Origin of the sequence: Pararobbsia silviterrae, assembly GCF_003628125.1 — a bacterium.
Taxonomy (GTDB): Bacteria; Pseudomonadota; Gammaproteobacteria; order Burkholderiales; family Burkholderiaceae; genus Pararobbsia; species Pararobbsia silviterrae.
Map to the genome: position 1 here is coordinate 90,167 of NZ_RBZU01000005.1, position 16,498 is coordinate 106,664.

The following is a 16,498-nucleotide window of genomic DNA, read 5'->3' on the forward strand; positions in this document are numbered from 1 at the left end:
AAAAAGCCGCTCGGCGAATTTGAGCGGCTTTTTTATTAAAGTGTGAGTCCCCTTCGTCTAGAGGCCTAGGACATCACCCTTTCACGGTGAGTACAGGGGTTCGAATCCCCTAGGGGACGCCAAGATATCGGTGTCATCGAGTTACGGCGATGTATGCCAATTCTGATTGCGTCATGCGCGAATCAGAAAGCGGTCAGCAGTATGGAGTGGTAGTTCAGTTGGTTAGAATACCGGCCTGTCACGCCGGGGGTCGCGGGTTCGAGTCCCGTCCACTCCGCCAACCTTTTCGAAGCCCGTTCGTTTCAAGGACGTTCAGATCAAGTCCGAATCGCGTGCATCGAGTTGTCATCGGGATCATGAGATTCCACTGAAAAAACCGACCACTAGGCCGGTTTTTTTTCGTCCGATGAATAGGAATCCCGACTGATGCCTAGGGTTTTCCCTGCTATTGGGGCGTCCCATTCCCGTCGTAATCGCATACTGAGACGGCGCGGCCTCGCTGCGACAAGCGACGCGCCGATGGCCATACGGCCCGATGACGACCGACGGTGCATGCACGATGACGCTCAATAACAAACTCCGCGCGATGATTGCCGTGCTCTGGCTCGGGCTTATCGTGATCGGCGTACTCGGGGCGTGGCAAAACCGCGTGTCGATGACCGCGGACCGCCGCGCGCAGCTCGTCGCGCTCGTCGACCAGGCGCACAGTATCGTCGCGCATCAACATGCGCTCGCCGAGCAGCATGCGATCACCGAAGAGCAGGCCAAGAAAAACGCGATCGATACGTTGGCCGCGTTGCGCTACGGTAAGGACGGCTATGTGTCGGTCAACGACTCGCATCCCGTCATCATCATGCATCCGATCAAGCCCGCGCTGAACGGCCAGGACGTCAGCGAGATGAAGGATCCCGCCGGCCATTATCTGTTTCGCGACATCGTGACGGCAGGCAATCACGACGGCGGCGGCTTCGTCGATTATCTCTGGCCGAAACCCGGTAGCGACAACCCCGTTCCGAAGACGAGCTATTCGCGCCGCTTCGAACCCTGGGACTGGTACATCGTGACCGGCATGTATATGGACGATGTCGAAAGCGCCTTCATCTCGAGCGCGCTCCGATGGCTCGCGATGACGGCCGTGCTCGGCGCGATTTCGACGGGCGTGATGCTCGTCATCGTGCGCAGCGTGCGTCGTCATCTCGGCGGCGAGCTCGAGTTCGCGGTCGAAACCGCGCGGCGCATCGCCGAAGGCGATCTCGCGACCGCCGTGCCGGCCACGCACGGCGACGAACGCAGTCTGCTCGGCGCGTTGCGGACCATGCAGGCCTCATTGGTCGCCACGGTCTCGCGTGTGCGTCAGGGGACGGACAACATCAATGTCGGCGCGACCGAGATCGCGGCCGGCAACTCCGATCTGTCGCAGCGCACGGAGCAGCAAGCGTCGGCGCTCGTCGAGACATCGACGAGCATGGAGCAGATGACCGCGAACGTGAAGCACAACGCCGACAGCGCATCGCAGGCCGCGCGACTCGCCGAGGAGGCCGCGGCCGTCGCGACGCGCGGCAGCGGGGTGGTCGGCGACGTCGTGCAGACGATGGCCGAAATCACCGCGCGCTCACGCAAGATCGGCGACATCATCAGTGTGATCGACGCGATTGCATTTCAGACGAACATCCTCGCGCTCAACGCCGCCGTCGAATCGGCGCGCGCGGGCGAGCAGGGGCGGGGCTTCGCGGTCGTCGCCTCGGAGGTGCGCAGTCTCGCGCAGCGCTCGGCGTCCGCGGCGAAGGAGATCAAGGTCTTGATCGAATCGTCGACGCAATCGGTCGAGACGGGCGCCGCGCAAGTCTCGAATGCGGGCGAGACGATGACGGAGATCGTGAATTCGGTGCGGCGCGTGACGCAGATTCTCGAAGAGATCAGTCGCGCGTCGCACGAGCAAAGCACGGGCATCGAGCAGGTCAATCGCGCGATCGGCGAGATGGATCACGTCACGCAACAGAACGCGGCGCTCGTCGAGCAAGCGGCAGCCGCCGCGCACTCGCTCAAGGACCAGGTCGGTGTATTGCGCGACGCGATCGCGATCTTCTCGCTGCCCGCCTGAACTCAGCCTTCGCGCTTGCCGAGCAGTCCGCCGAGCGCGCCGAGCAAGCTCGACGCATCGAACCCGCCGCCTTGCGGCACTTCGCCGTTCGGCGTCGCCTTGTCGACGAGATGCGGCAGCACCTGACTCAGAATGCCCGAGACCTGGTCGGCCGGCACGCCGGCTTTCTGCGCGATCGCGCTGACGGCATCGCTTCCCAGCGTGCTTTCGATCTGATCGGACGAGATCGGCTGGTTTTCGCCATTGCCGATCCACGAACCGATCACGCCGCCGAGTCCGTTTTGTTCGAACGACTGAACGACGCCGCCGAGACCGCCCGGCTGCTGGTTCACGTATTCCATCGCGGCGGCGAGCACCGATGCGTGCGCGCTGCCTTGCGTGGCGTCGCCCGAGCCGAGCGCCGAAGTCAGGGAGTCGAGTAAGCCCATGGTGGCCTCCATCAAATCAATTTGCGGGGTGAGTACAGGGGGAAATCGGTGTCTCGAACGTGCGCTTACTTGGCGGCCGATGCGGCGCTCGCCGCGCTTGCGGCCGCTTTCTTCGATGCTTTTTTCGACTTCTTGCCTGTCGCCGACGAGGCGGCGCCGGATGCCGCGGCGGGTGCCGACGCTGCGGCGGGCGCCGGTGCCGCGGCCGTCATCGCCGTGGCCGGTGCGGGCGCCGGGGCGCTCTTGACGTTCGCCACAGGCGTCTTCTTGCTCGTCGTCGTGGCCGCGGACGTCGCGGCGCCCTTGGGACCGGCATTCGATCCGTTGATCGTCAGGCCCTGCGATTCGAGACTGACGACGGTTTTGTCGCCGATGCCCTTGACGCGTGTCGCGAGATCGTCCGCGTCCTTGAACGGGCCGTTTTTCGTGCGCTCGTCGATAATCGCCTTGGACTTGACGGGACCGATGCCTTTGAGGGCTTCGAGTTCGGCTTGGGTCGCCGAGTTGACTTCAACCGCGAATGCATGGATCGCGAATGCGCACCATGCCAACAGCACCACCAGCAGCTTCTTGATCATCGAGAGCTCCGTCTTGAACGGGGATGGATAGAGAGGAAAACGCAAGCCGGCCGCCTAAGCATAAAACAAACCGCGTCGCCGTCGCAAAAATGGTGACGGCGATCCGGCCCTCATGAAATTCAAGGCCGGCGGGAATGCGATAGGGGCGTACGGCGCGCACCGGTACGGAGCGGATTGCGCGCCGAGTGTCGCATGCCGATATTTAGTCGACGTGACGTTCGGCGACGTGAGGCTCGGCGACGTGAGGCTCGGCGGACTGAAGCGAGGGATGACCCGACGCATAACGATGCGCGGGATGGCTGATACGCAGCCAATAGACGAGCAGCGCGACGGCCGCGATCGCAAGGCTCGCGAGATTCGCGAACCAGAAGCCGCGCGCGCCCGTGAAAAACGCGGGCAGCGTGCCCGGCACATTGAAGCCGAGCACATAACCGCCGCCGAGCCCGACGCCCCAGAGTGCGACCGCATAGATGATCGTCGGCACGGTCGTGATCTTGTAGCCGCGCAGCGCGAAGGCCGTCGAGCACTGGATCGCGTCGAACAGATGGTAGAACGCGACGATCGTCACGAGCGGCAATGCGGCGGCGATGACGGATGCGTCGGGCGTGTACGCGCTGACGATCTGTCTGCGCAGCGTCAGCACGAGCGTCGTCAGGACGACCGCCATCACGCCGGCCAACTGGATGCCGTGCAAGCCGAGCGCGCGCGCCTGCACGGGTTCGCGTGCGCCGAGTTTCTGCGAGACGAGCGTCGAGGTCGCGATGCCGATCGAGAGCGGCGTCATATAGAGCACCGCGCCGAGATTCGCGGCGATCTGATGGCCCGCGAGCACGCGCGTGCCGAAGTGCGTGATGAAGATCGCCATGAACGTGTAGCTCGTGACCTCGATCAGGTACGAGAGTCCCATCGGCACGCCGAGCTTGAGCAAGGCGATCTGATGCTTGATCTGGGGCCAGCAGAAGCGTTCGAACACGCCGAGCGCGCGATACTCGGCATGACGCGCGATCAAATACAAGCCGAGCGCGGCCGAGCCGTAGTTGATCAGCGTCGTCGCGAGCGCGCTGCCGGGGCCGCCGAGCGCGGGCACGCCGAATCCGCCGAAGATGAACCACGTGTTGAGCGGCACCTTGATCGCGAGATCGACGAGCTGCAGGGTCATGACCATGCGGGGGCGCGAAATGGCCGTCGACAGCGAATTGAAGACGCGAAACACGAGGCCCGCGGGCACGCCGATCGCGAGAATTCGAAGATAGGCGGCCGTGCGGCCCGCGAGTTCGGGCGGCGCGTCGGCGAGCCGCAGCAATGCGTTTGGCCAGGCGAGCACCGCGACCCCGATGACCGAGAGGCCGGCCGCGAGCCACAAGGCCTGACGGACCTCATGACCGATCTCGTCGGCGCGGCCCGCGCCGAACAGGTGCCCGGCGATCGGCATCAGCGCGATCAGGATCCCGCTGAGTCCGAGATACACCGAGATGAAGATCGAGTTGCCGAGGCCGAGCGACGCGAGGTCGAGCGCCGAGTAGCGCCCGACCATGGCCGTATCGAGCACACCGAACGCGATGATCGCGAGTTGTCCGATCAGGACGGGCCAGGCGAGCGTCGCGATGCGCTTGAGGTGTTCGAACATGAAGGCAGCGTGGAGGGGCGGCGAGGGTGTCCGCGGGGTCAATGCGCGGTGTCGTGACGCGCCGCTGGCGTCGTCCGAACCGGCCGCTCGACGCGCACGTAGAGGCGGAAGCGTTCGTCGCGGTCGGCCGCGCGGCGGCCTTCCCAGACGAGCTTCCAGGTATAGGGCGACAGCGAGGCGGGCGGATTGTAGTCCTGCGTGTCCTGACGCAGCAGGACGTCGCAATCCGCGCCGTCGAATGCGAAATGCATCTTGCCGAAATACGCAAACGACGCGAGTTGCGCATCGCCGAGCCGGACCGGCGAGATACACGTGTAGTCGCTCGGCAGCCGCGCCGCGATTTGCGTCGCGACGTCGCGATAGGTCCGGCTGAAGTTCACGAGCGGCAGCCAGAGCGTCATCAGCAGGACCCACATGAGCGTCGTGCCCGCGCCGGACAGCACGACGCTGCGCCAGAGCACCTTCGGGTGCCGCGACAGGCGCCAGCGCACGAGTGCGATCCAGCAGCCCGTGACGACGAGCGCGGCGATCAGCGACAGGATATTGAACTCGGGCCGGTACCCCGGCACGAGCCGGCTCAGGTTGCGTGCGATCGGGGCCGGAAAGCCGGTTTCCGATGCGATCCAGACGATCCACACGAATCCGCCGACGATCGTGAAGCTCAGCACCGCAAACCAGTCGAATGCGTTGATGACTTCGCGCTTGAGCGTCGGCAGCCCGAAACTTGCCATGACCGCGAGCGGCGGCAGCAGCAACAGGAACAGCAGATTCGTCTCATGTTGCTGAAGCACGACGAGCACGAGTAGCGGCACGACGATCGACAGCGGGATCGCGATATGCGGGGCGCGCCGCAGATCGGGCCAACTCAACCAGGTCCAGATCGCGAGCGGCCAGGCGGGCCACGTAAACAGCGGCAGATTTTTGGCCGCATAGAACAGCGCGGGCTTCGGCGAGCCGCGGAAGTACGCGATGTTCGATCCGACCCAGTCGCCGAGAAAGTGTCGCGCTTCGTCGGGATAGGCGAGGTACGCGGCGATGGGCCAGCTCGCCGCGATCACGAGCCCCAGCGGAATCGCGACGCCGAGCAGCTTGCGCGTGTCGAGCGCGCGCACGACGACGACGACCGCCAGCAGCGCGGCGAAGAGCGCGAGGATCAGCGGCGGGTTTGCGCACAATGCGAACGCGCCGAGCGCGATACCGGTCCAGAGCGCGCCTTGCAACGGCTTGTCGAGCGCGCGCACGAGCCCGTAGAGAAACATGGCCGTACAGACGAGCTGGCCGACTTGCGGCGTCGCTTCGTGGCCTCGTTCGGCCAGGCCGAACGAGGCGAGCAGGATCAGCAGCGCGCCGTCGGCGAGCGTGCGGCCATAGTCGCGCGGCGAGGGCTCGCCGCCGAATGCATATTTGAACGGCTGGACTTCGGGCCGGCGTCCGAGCAGATACGTCCCGTACCAGACGAACGCACAGACGCCATAAAACATGAGGCCCGTGAGCACATGCGCGGCGTTGCTCGGCGCGAGCCACGGTCCGAACGCGCGGATGCAGAGCGCGCCGAGCCAGAACGGCAGCGGGCCGGTCGCCGTGATCACCTTGCCGACGAGATTGGGGAGCAGCCAGTCGTGCGCGCCGCCGTTGGCGAGTGTCCACATGACGCCGAACGACGCGGCGTCTTCGTTCTTCCAGGGGTCCCGGCCGAACAATCCGGAGGCCGCATAGACGATGCAGATCGCAAACAGCAGCCAGCGCGGGAGGGCGCTCGTTGCGGAGGCAGTGAGACGGACGGTCGATCGCATGCGTGGAATGAGTCTGTGGGCTCGCGAGCCCCGCCGAAATGAATCTGGCATTTTAGCCGGGCCCGGATCGGAAAGCGCGGCATCGTCGTTTGGCGGCGACACGGAATATTCCGTATCAACACCGGGCCATGCCTTATTGCACGGCGCCAGGACGCGACTCCGCGTCGGCTGCAATCAGGACGCCCTTCTTGAGGATGAAGCAGCCGTATCCGCGTTGTTCGCCTGTCATGATCACGCAGTAGGCCTGCTTGGCGCGCTCGTAGAAGGCCATACGTTCGAGCGGCGCGAACACGGTCTTCTCGCCGCTCGCTTCGAGTTCGAGGATCGCTTCGCGTTGCGCGGCGGGCAACTCCTGCGGCGCGCCGACGACTTCCATGCGCAAGGCGGGCGCGTCGACGAAGGTATCGAGCGGGATCACCGAGAGCACGGCCTTGAGCGCGCGCGGCGACGACACCGCATCGATGCGCAGCAACGTGCCGATGACCGTCTTGCGCGCGATCGCGTCGGCCGGGAAGTTGGCGTCGCAGATCACGAGTTCGTCGCCATGGCCCATCGAGTGCAGCGCATGCAGGACGTCTGCGTTCAACAGGGGGTCGAGGTTCTTCAGCACATCGTCTCCTTGCGTTCGAAAGCGTGTTCTTGGCGACGCGTGTCGTCAGCGCGTCGAGGGGCGCGCGTGAGACCGGAAGGGGTGTCGTGTCGCGCGTGACATCGCTGTCGCGATCCTAACACCGGTGTTCGCGCAGACGAAGCCAGGCGCGCGCGGATGTGCCGTCGCCGGGCGCCGAAAACAAAAAAGGCAGCCGAAGCTGCCTTTTTTGGGGTGTCGAAGCGGTGTGCTGCGCGGTCTTACTTCGCGGCCTTGCCGGCGGCGCGTGCACCGAACTTCTGACGGAACTTCTCGACACGGCCGGCCGTGTCCATGATCTTTTGCTGACCCGTGTAGAACGGATGCGATTCCGACGACACTTCGATCTTCGCGAGCGGGTATTCCTTGCCTTCGAAGACGGCCGTTTCCTTCGTCTGGATCGTCGAGCGCGTCACGAACTTGAAGTCGTTCGAGACATCGATGAACAGGACTTCGCGGTAATTCGGGTGAATGCCTTCTTTCATGTCACTTCCTTGGTATCGAGCGGTAGCCAGCTCGCCGCACTGCGTTGTTCGGGCTTCGATAGCCCAAGCGGGAGCCACTTGCCAAGTGGGAAAAGCGGAATTATGCCAGAGAATCAGACCTTTGCCAGTGTTTTGTGCAATGGGCCGGAAATCCGCGGGCGTCGGCTCCCGCTTGTCGGCACCCGCTCGATCGGGCGATGCGCCTTAATCGATCTCGGGCGCGAGCGGCGGGTCGAACACCTGCGCCGGGTCCTGCCGGTAGTAGCGCGCAAGCAGGCGATAGAGTTCGGGATAGGCCGCCTCGAACGGGCGCGGCGTCACGAAGAGCGCCTCGCTGCAGACCGCGAAGAATTCGGAAGGATGGTCAGCCGCATAGGGATCGATCAACGACGTCTCGGCGAACTGCTGCCATCGGCGGTCGGAGATGCCGTCGACGCGCCGGCAGAAGCGGTCATAGGCATGGTCGAAGACGTCGGCCCATTCCTGGGGTTTCAGATCGGGGTGCAGGCGCTTGAACAACGGCGGGCGACCGTCGGCCTCGCCGCCGAGCATATCGATCTTGTGCGCGAACTCGTGGATCACGACGTTGTACGCATCGCCGCCCGAGCCCATCCGGACATCTTCCCACGACAGCAGCACGGGGCCGCCTTCCCACGCTTCGCCGCTCGCGTCCTGGACGATTTCATGGACCACGCCGTCCTCGTCCTCGACCGTCTTGCGGATCACGAACTCGCCCGGATAGATCACGACGCCGACCCAGCCGCGATAGAAATCGAGTCCGAGATTGAGGACGGGCAAGGCCGCCTGCGCCGCGACCGCGACACAGATTTCATCGGTGAGTTCGAGATCGTGCGCGGTCGAGAACTGTTTCTGCGCGAGGAACAGACTGCTCATGTCGCGCAGCCGCGCGCGACCGGCATCGTCGAGCCAGTCGAGGAACGGGAGATTCGCGAGCGTGCGCGCCCAGAGCGCGTCGGGTATCGCATGACGGCGTAAGGCGCGTTCGCGCTTACGGGAATCGAACCAGCGGGTCAGCGAAGTCAGCATCGAAGGGCGATCGGGTCGCGGCAGGGCGTGCGAGTGTTCGATTGTGCCACGCCGCTCAAACGAGGCGGCGCAAACGACGCGGACCAAACGACGCCGCACAAACGACGCCGCACAAACGATGGCGGTCAACGACACGGGGCACACACCACCGCCGGAATGACGCCGCCGAAACGACAGGGGCCTCGCGCGCGAAGTGTCGCGCGCGAGGCCCGTCCGGCATATCGGAATCGATGCGCGGATTAACCGCCGCGACGCATCAGATCGAAGAACTCCGAATTGCTCTTGGTTTGCTTGATCTTGTCGAGCAGGAATTCCATCGCTTCGATTTCATCCATGTCGTGGATGAATTTGCGCAGCACCCAGATTTTCTGAAGGATATCGGGCTTGATCAGCAGTTCTTCGCGACGCGTGCCCGACTTGTTCAGATTGATCGACGGGTAGACGCGTTTTTCGGCGAGACGGCGTTCGAGGTGCACTTCCATATTGCCCGTGCCCTTGAATTCTTCGTAGATCACGTCGTCCATGCGGCTGCCGGTTTCGATCAGCGCGGTGCCGATGATCGTCAGCGAACCGCCTTCCTCGACGTTGCGCGCCGCGCCGAAGAAGCGCTTCGGACGCTGGAGCGCGTTCGCGTCGACACCGCCCGTGAGCACTTTGCCCGACGCGGGCACGACCGTGTTGTAGGCGCGCGCGAGACGCGTGATCGAGTCGAGCAGAATGACGACGTCCTGCTTCATTTCGACGAGACGCTTGGCCTTTTCGCTGACCATTTCCGCGACTTGCACGTGACGCGCAGCGGGTTCGTCGAACGTCGACGCGATGACTTCGCCGGCGACCGAGCGCTGCATTTCGGTGACTTCTTCGGGCCGTTCGTCGATGAGCAGCACGAACAGCGTGACATCGGGGTGGTTCGCCTTGATCGCGTGCGCGATGTGCTGGAGCATGACCGTCTTGCCCGACTTCGGCGAGGCGACGAGCAAGCCGCGCTGGCCTTTGCCGATCGGCGAGATCATATCGATGATCCGGCCCGTGACGTTTTCTTCGCCGCGCATTTCACGCTCGAGATGCAGCGGCTTGTTCGGGTGCAGCGGCGTGAGGTTCTCGAACATGATCTTGTGTTTCGAGGCCTCGGGCGCTTGCCCGTTGACTTTGTCGACCTTGACGAGCGCGAAATACCGCTCGCCGTCCTTCGGCGTGCGCACTTCGCCTTCGATCGTGTCGCCCGTATGCAGATTGAAGCGGCGGATCTGCGAAGGACTGATGTAGATATCGTCCGTACTCGCGAGATACGACGTCTCGGGCGAACGCAGAAAACCGAACCCGTCGGGCAGCACTTCGAGCGTGCCGTCGCCGAAAATCGTTTCGCCCGTTTTCGCGCGCTTCTTGAGAATGGCGAACATGAGCTCCTGTTTGCGCAGGCGGTTCGCGTTCTCGATCTCGAGACCGTTCGCCATTTCGATCAACGCGGAGACGTGTTGCGACTTGAGTTCGGATAAATGCATACAGGAATCCCGGCAGGGAGAGATGTGCTACGAATTGGGAGGGGCGGGCAAACGCTCGAAAAAGCGTTCGAAGACGTGTTCGAAAAGGATGGGGCGAATCTTAGCACAGCATGCGCGCGGTTCCGCTAGGCGCGTGCGCGCGCCCATGTTGCCGGTCGGCAACATGGGGTCATTCAAGCGGGATCAGAGGTGGCTGTCAAGGAACGCCGCGAGTTGCGACTTGGACAGCGCGCCGACCTTCTGCGCCGCGACGGCGCCGTTCTTGAAGAGGATCAGCGTCGGGATGCCGCGCACGCCGAACTTGGCGGGGGTCGACTGGTTCTCGTCGACATTCAGCTTCGCGATCTGCAGGCGATCGGTGTATTCGCTCGCGACTTCGTCGAGGATCGGTGCAATCATCTTGCACGGACCGCACCATTCGGCCCAGAAGTCGAGCAGCACCGGTTTGTCTGCCTTGACGACATCCTCTTCGAACGATGCGTCGCTGATATGCTTGATTTGTTCGCTCATTGTCTGATTACCTCGTCGCGCCGGGGTCGGGCGGGGTTCCAAATGGCCGCCACCATACACCAAAACGCAAAAAAAATCCGTCGCCGCCACGGCTGTCCGGGATGGGCAGTCTTCGACGCCAGGGGCGTTGTGGCACGAATTGCGGTTGATCTTAGCCCAATTCCCGCACACGCGTGAGAACCTGCTCTGTACAGTCTTTTCGCGTGACGTGAACAAACTGCTTACCGTTCGGCCGGTTACCGCGATCGGCCGAACGGCGTCTTACGCTCCCCACATGAGGGCCGAACGCGCCGAATCAAGGGGGCGGTGCGCGCGCGTCGCATCGAATACGGTGTTGAAGGCGTCGTGGTTCGACGGATTGACGACGACGCTTGAAAAGGGCGGACGCGTGCGCGAAACAGGCATGCCGAAAGACACGTCGAGACGCGCCAAGACGCTCACCAATACGTGCGTCGAGGCGTGCATCGAAGGTGCATCGAAGGCGCATCGGAGACCCGGCGCGCAACGTACCGACGGCCGTCGGGAGGCGCGTCGCGAAGCTTGCCGACAGGCGCGCGGACGGACGCGCCGAAGGGCGCGTATGCGCACGATCAGCAATGTCGCTTGTCGGGACCGGGGGCGGCGATGTTAGAATGCGGCGTGACGGGCCTCCTCGCATGGCGGCGCGGCCAACCTGGTCAGGTCGGGAACGAAGCAGCCACAGCCGTTTTCCGCTAGTGCCGAGGGTCGGGCTCGTCACCCCTCTTCTCTGGATCCCCTGGATCATCCTGCGCCACGCATCCGATCGCCGCGCTGCCCGCAGGCAGATCGCAGGCGGTTCCGGCATCCTGGACTCTGGCAAACAGACCGAACGATCTCGATGACTTACCAAGTTCTCGCGCGCAAGTGGCGCCCGAAGGATTTTGCGTCGCTGGTGGGCCAGGACCACGTGGTCCGCGCATTGACTCACGCACTCGACTCGCAACGGTTGCATCACGCTTATCTGTTCACGGGTACGCGCGGCATCGGCAAGACGACGCTGTCGCGGATTCTCGCGAAGGCGCTGAATTGCGAGACGGGCGTCACCGCGACGCCATGCGGCGTCTGCAGCGCATGCCGCGCGATCGATGAAGGGCGTTTCGTCGATTACGTCGAGATGGATGCCGCGTCGAATCGCGGCGTCGAGGAGATGGCGTCGCTGCTCGAGCGCGCGATCTACGCGCCCGTCGATGCGCGCTTCAAGGTCTATATGATCGACGAAGTGCACATGCTCACGAATCATGCGTTCAACGCGATGCTCAAGACGCTCGAAGAGCCGCCCGCGCATGTGAAGTTCATTCTCGCGACGACCGATCCGCAAAAGATTCCCGTCACCGTGCTGTCGCGGTGTCTCCAGTTCAATCTCAAGCAGATGCCCGCGACGCACATCGTCGGGCACCTCGAAAACATTCTGTCGGCCGAGCACATCGGGTATGACGCGCAGGCTCTGCGGCTGCTCGCGAAGGCCGCCGACGGCAGCATGCGCGACGCGTTGTCGCTGACCGATCAGGCGATCGCCTATTCCGCGGGCGTGGTCGGCGAAGAGGCCGTGCGCGGCATGCTCGGCGCGCTCGATCAGAGTTATCTGATTCGTTTGCTCGACGCGATCGTCGAGGGCGAAGGCACGACCGTGCTCGCGATTGCCGACGAGATGGCGTCGCGCAGTTTGTCGTTTTCGACGGCGCTCGCCGATCTCGCAGGGTTGCTCCATCGGATCGCGTGGGCGCAGGTCGCGCCGGCCTCGGTGCTCGACGAATGGCCCGAGGCGGGCGACGTGCGTCGTTTCGCGTCGGCGCTCGGCGCCGAGCAGGTCCAGCTTTTGTACCAGATTGCGACGATCGGCCGCGCAGAACTCGGGCTGGCGCCCGACGAGTACGCGGGCTTCTCGATGACCCTGTTGCGCATGCTCGCATTCCGGCCGCTTGGCGATCGGCTCGGCGGGTTGCCGCCATCGGGTGGCGCGTCGACCGGTGGCGCATCGTCGGTACCGTCTGCGGGTTCCGGCGGCATGGGGCGCGCCGGAGCGGGCGCCGCCCGCGCGGCGCTGGCGTCGAGCGGGTCGGCGGACGCGTCGCAGGGCGCGGCGCCGTCGTCGAAGCGCGCCGCGGATCTGCGCGAGTCGGCGTCCGGTGCGGCCGCGGTTGCTGTGGGATCGGCCGAGCGCGCGCCACTGCGCGAGCGCGGCGATGCGGTCGGTGACCGTCGCCCGCCCGAGGCCGTGCACCCCGCCGCGGCCGATACGCGTGAGCGCTCGCCGGTGCACGCGCAGGAATCGGTGCAGGCATGGGCGCACGAATCAACACACCACGAATCGGCGCAGGGTCTGGAGCACGGCGCGGAGCAGGCGTCGGATCGTGCGACTCAAGCGGTGGCGTCCGCTGATCGAGGCGATACGGCGGCCCCAAGCGTCGACGCATCGGACGCATCGGCTGCGTCGGACACGTCGCGTGAATCGCGCGAGTCGAACGCGCCGCGCACGGCGTCCGCGCCGCCGTCGGCCGAGCAAGCCGAACCCGCCGTGGCCGACACGCGGCCCGTGTCGCCCGCGCGCGCGGCACTCGAGGCGCTGCGGCTCGCGGGGCTGCGCGTGCCGACCGACAAGAGTCGCGCAAGCGCGCCTGTCGCGCCGCGTCGTCCGGCTTCGTCCGCGCCTTCGGCGCCGGTGACGGTGCCGACGCCGCGTCGCCCCGCGTCGCCGGCCGGTGCGGATCGATCGATGTCGACCGAGCGCCCGCGCGGGACGGCCGAGCAGGGCGAGCCCGCTCTCGCGCAACATGCCTCGGCTGCGCGCGCCGTGGATACCCCACCGTGGGAGGCGCTGCCGGATGCCGCCTATGAAGGCGGTTACGCGACGGACGACGACTTCTACGGCGGCGAATATCGCGACGCCGGCGATGCCGGCGACACCGGTTACACCGGCGATGCGCGCGCGTCTGCGATGCCGTCCGACGATCTCGATTCGATGCGAGGCGCGTCCATGCGATCGGCGCCGAACGCCGGCGTCGGCGCGCGCGCGGATGCCGGCGTCGCGCCCGTGACCGAGGTGGTCCCGAAGGAACCGCCGGTCCGCCTGACCGAATTCGGTCACGATCTCGACTGGCCGGCGTTCGTCACGCGCCTGGCATTACGCGGGTTCGCGCGCGAACTCGCGTTCCGAAGCGAACTCAGCGCGATCCGCGGCACGACGCTCGAATTGCGCGTCGCGGTTCCGCAACTGGGCGACCGGGCGCATGTCGACAAGCTCAAGGCCGAACTCGATACGCAGCTTGGCCGCGCCGTCGAACTGTCGATCGTCAACGGCGCCGTGCACTACACGGCGGCGGCGATCGACGACGCGAGCCGCGCGCGACGCCAGCTCGACGCCGAGCGCGCGATCGAGCGCGATCCGTTCGTCCAGACGCTGATCCGCGACTTCGGCGCATCGATCATTCCCGGATCGATCCGTCCCGTACCAAGCGGCGCGGGGCCCGCGCCGACCGCCTGAGCGAACGCGCCGCGAACGTCCGCGCGGCCGTTTTCACCGATCACACGATTCTTGAAGGAGCTGTCGCCATGATGAAGAACCAACTGGCCGGGTTGATGAAGCAAGCCCAGCAGATGCAGGACAACATGAAGAAGATGCAGGACCAGCTTGCGCTCATCGAAGTCGAAGGCCAATCGGGCGCGGGCCTGGTCAAGGTCACGATGACGTGCAAGAACGAGGTCCGCCGCGTGGCGATCGATCCGAGCCTGCTCGCCGACGACAAGGACATGCTCGAGGATCTCGTGGCGGCCGCGTTCAACGACGCCGTGCGCAAGGCCGAAGCGACGACGCAGGAAAAGATGGGTTCGCTGACCGCGGGCATGCCGATGCCGCCCGGGTTCAAGATGCCGTTTTGACGACACGGTGAGACACCAGCGCGCGCGGAGCACACGTTGAAGCCACCTTCCGCATTGGCCACCCTGATCGACGCGTTGCGCGCGCTGCCGGGCGTCGGCCCGAAATCCGCGCATCGCATCGCCTATCACCTGATGCAGCACGATCGCCCGGGCGCCGAGCGGCTCGGCAATGCCTTGTTGAACGCGACGTCGAGCCTGCATCACTGCGCGAAGTGCAATACGTTCACCGAAGCGGACATCTGCGAGACCTGCGCCGACGAGGAGCGCGACGCGAGCTTGCTGTGCGTCGTCGAAACGCCCGCCGATCAGGCGATGCTCGAGCAGACGATGACCTACAAGGGTTTCTATTTCGTGCTCATGGGCCGCTTGAGTCCGCTCGATGGAATCGGTCCGCGCGAAATTCATTTCGATCGCTTGATGAAGCGCGCGACCGACGGCGCCGTGCGCGAGGTCGTGCTGGCGACGAACTTTACGAATGAAGGCGAGGCCACCGCGCACTATATCGCGCAGGCGCTCAAGGCACGCGGACTCGCGGTGAGCCGGCTCGCGCGCGGCGTGCCGGTCGGTGGCGAACTCGAATATGTCGACGCGGGCACGATCGCGCGCGCGGTGCTCGATCGGCGCTCTGTCTGAACGCTCAGAATGGCGGTGCATGGATCATGGATGCGACATCGACGGCAGGCCCGATGGCGGGCGTCAAGGTACTCGAACTCGGCACGTTGATCGCCGGACCGTTCGCGGCGCGGCTGTTTGCCGAATTCGGCGCGCAGGTCATCAAGATCGAGGATCCGCGCGGCGGCGACCCGCTGCGCAAGTGGCGCAAGCTTTATCCCGAGCAAGGCGGCACGTCGCTCTGGTGGTACGTCCAGGCGCGCAACAAGCAGTCGGTGACGATCAACCTCAAGTCGGACGAGGGCCGCGAGATCGTGCGCGCGCTCGCCGCCGAGGCCGACATCGTGATCGAGAATTTCCGTCCGGGCGGTCTCGAGAAGCTCGGACTCGGCTATGACGTGCTGTCGCGCGCGAATCCCGGGCTCGTGATGGTCCGGCTGTCGGGCTTCGGGCAGACCGGTCCGTATCGCGACCGGCCGGGCTTCGGCGCGATCGGCGAATCGATGGGCGGATTGCGCCACATCACGGGCTATCCCGAGCTGCCGCCGCCGCGTATCGGCATTTCGATCGGCGATTCGATTGCCTCGTTGCACGGCGTGATCGGCGCACTGATGGCCTTGCATCATCGCGATGCGACGGGCGGCAGGATGCATGGCAAGGGGCAGGTCGTCGACGTCGCGCTTTACGAAGCGGTCTTCAACATGATGGAAAGCGTCGTGCCCGAATACGACGCCTATGGTCTCGTGCGCGAGCGCACGGGCGCGTCGCTGCCGGGCATCGTGCCGTCGAACACCTATGCGTGCCGAGACGGCAGCATTGTCATTGGCGGTAACAGCGATCCGATCTTCCGGCGCCTGATGATCGCGATCGACCGCGACGATCTCGCCAACGATCCCGGGCTCGCGAGCAACGACGGCCGCGTGCCGCGCACCGCGGAGCTCGATGCCGCGATCGGCGCGTGGCTCGCGCCGCGCACGCTCGACGAAGCGCTGGCCGTGCTTCACGCGGCCGATGTGCCGGCCGGGCGTATCTACAGCGTGGCCGACATGTTCTCGGATCCGCACTTTATCGCGCGGCAGATGATCGAGCGTTTCACGCTGCCCGACGGTCAACGCCTCGCGTTGCCGACGATTACGCCCAAACTGTCCGAGACGCCGGGTTCGACGCGCTGGCTCGGCCCCGAGCTCGGCGAGCATACGGACAGCGTGCTGCGCGGGCTCGGCTACGACGACGCGCGCATCGCGCGGCTGCGCGCGGACGGTGTCATCTGAATTCGATGTCCTTCGGGTA

At 65.1% G+C, this 16,498-nt stretch carries 14 protein-coding genes, 2 tRNA genes and 1 other RNA gene; 8 read left to right on the top strand and 9 right to left on the bottom strand.

The genetic code is table 11. The annotated features are described in order from the left end of the window. Positions 1-46: 46 nt before the first annotated feature. From D7S86_RS12955 to D7S86_RS12965, 3 genes are all read left to right on the top strand, one after another. Positions 47-122 (top strand) — tRNA-Glu (locus tag D7S86_RS12955). Between the two features lie 81 nt (positions 123-203). Further along, positions 204-280: transfer RNA gene (locus D7S86_RS12960), tRNA-Asp, on the top strand. Between the two features lie 279 nt (positions 281-559). Continuing rightward, positions 560-2,101, top strand: coding sequence for a methyl-accepting chemotaxis protein (locus D7S86_RS12965; protein WP_121087088.1), 1,542 nt, complete (start codon positions 560-562; stop codon positions 2,099-2,101). A gap of 2 nt (positions 2,102-2,103) precedes the next feature. Here D7S86_RS12965 and D7S86_RS12970 read toward each other — a convergent pair whose 3' ends face one another. The 9 genes from D7S86_RS12970 to trxA all read right to left on the bottom strand — a co-directional run bounded on the left by D7S86_RS12970 (position 2,104) and on the right by trxA (position 10,699). Continuing rightward, the gene (locus D7S86_RS12970; protein ID WP_121087090.1) at positions 2,104-2,529 is read right to left on the bottom strand and encodes a YidB family protein; all 426 of its coding nucleotides are present in this window, start codon (positions 2,527-2,529) and stop codon (positions 2,104-2,106) included. A gap of 65 nt (positions 2,530-2,594) precedes the next feature. Then, positions 2,595-3,107: a ComEA family DNA-binding protein gene (locus D7S86_RS12975; protein ID WP_121087092.1), complete on the bottom strand. Its 513-nt coding sequence runs from the start codon at positions 3,105-3,107 to the stop codon at positions 2,595-2,597. A gap of 202 nt (positions 3,108-3,309) precedes the next feature. Further along, on the bottom strand, positions 3,310-4,734 hold the full coding sequence (locus tag D7S86_RS12980) for an MATE family efflux transporter (protein WP_121087094.1): 1,425 nt from the start codon (positions 4,732-4,734) through the stop codon (positions 3,310-3,312). A gap of 38 nt (positions 4,735-4,772) precedes the next feature. Next, entirely contained in the window at positions 4,773-6,527 is a 1,755-nt protein-coding gene (locus D7S86_RS12985; protein WP_121087096.1) for an ArnT family glycosyltransferase, read from the bottom strand. A 133-nt stretch (positions 6,528-6,660) separates the two neighbouring features. Next, the gene (locus D7S86_RS12990) at positions 6,661-7,137 is read right to left on the bottom strand and encodes an RbsD/FucU family protein (RefSeq protein ID WP_121087098.1); all 477 of its coding nucleotides are present in this window, start codon (positions 7,135-7,137) and stop codon (positions 6,661-6,663) included. Between the two features lie 239 nt (positions 7,138-7,376). Beyond that, a complete protein-coding gene (locus D7S86_RS12995) occupies positions 7,377-7,640 on the bottom strand; it encodes a type B 50S ribosomal protein L31 (protein ID WP_121087100.1) in 264 nt (87 codons plus the stop codon). 204 nt (positions 7,641-7,844) lie between these two features. Continuing rightward, complete coding sequence (locus tag D7S86_RS13000; RefSeq protein WP_121087102.1) at positions 7,845-8,687, bottom strand: M90 family metallopeptidase; 843 nt, start codon at positions 8,685-8,687, stop codon at positions 7,845-7,847. 239 nt (positions 8,688-8,926) lie between these two features. Continuing rightward, on the bottom strand, positions 8,927-10,189 hold the full coding sequence (gene rho / locus D7S86_RS13005; protein ID WP_121087104.1) for a transcription termination factor Rho: 1,263 nt from the start codon (positions 10,187-10,189) through the stop codon (positions 8,927-8,929). 183 nt (positions 10,190-10,372) lie between these two features. Then, a complete protein-coding gene (trxA, locus tag D7S86_RS13010) occupies positions 10,373-10,699 on the bottom strand; it encodes a thioredoxin TrxA (protein WP_121087106.1) in 327 nt (108 codons plus the stop codon). A gap of 641 nt (positions 10,700-11,340) precedes the next feature. Here trxA and ffs point away from each other — a divergent pair. From ffs to D7S86_RS13040, 5 genes are all read left to right on the top strand, one after another. Beyond that, positions 11,341-11,439: signal recognition particle sRNA small type (gene ffs / locus D7S86_RS13020), an RNA gene on the top strand. A gap of 119 nt (positions 11,440-11,558) precedes the next feature. Continuing rightward, positions 11,559-14,201, top strand: a complete 2,643-nt coding sequence (dnaX, locus tag D7S86_RS13025; protein WP_121087110.1) for a DNA polymerase III subunit gamma/tau — start codon at positions 11,559-11,561, stop codon at positions 14,199-14,201. Positions 14,202-14,269: 68 nt separating this feature from the next. Beyond that, positions 14,270-14,596: a YbaB/EbfC family nucleoid-associated protein gene (locus D7S86_RS13030; RefSeq protein ID WP_121087112.1), complete on the top strand. Its 327-nt coding sequence runs from the start codon at positions 14,270-14,272 to the stop codon at positions 14,594-14,596. Between the two features lie 36 nt (positions 14,597-14,632). Continuing rightward, complete coding sequence (recR, locus tag D7S86_RS13035) at positions 14,633-15,229, top strand: recombination mediator RecR (protein WP_121087114.1); 597 nt, start codon at positions 14,633-14,635, stop codon at positions 15,227-15,229. A gap of 26 nt (positions 15,230-15,255) precedes the next feature. Continuing rightward, a complete protein-coding gene (locus tag D7S86_RS13040; RefSeq protein WP_121087116.1) occupies positions 15,256-16,479 on the top strand; it encodes a CaiB/BaiF CoA transferase family protein in 1,224 nt (407 codons plus the stop codon). Positions 16,480-16,498 lie beyond the last annotated feature (19 nt).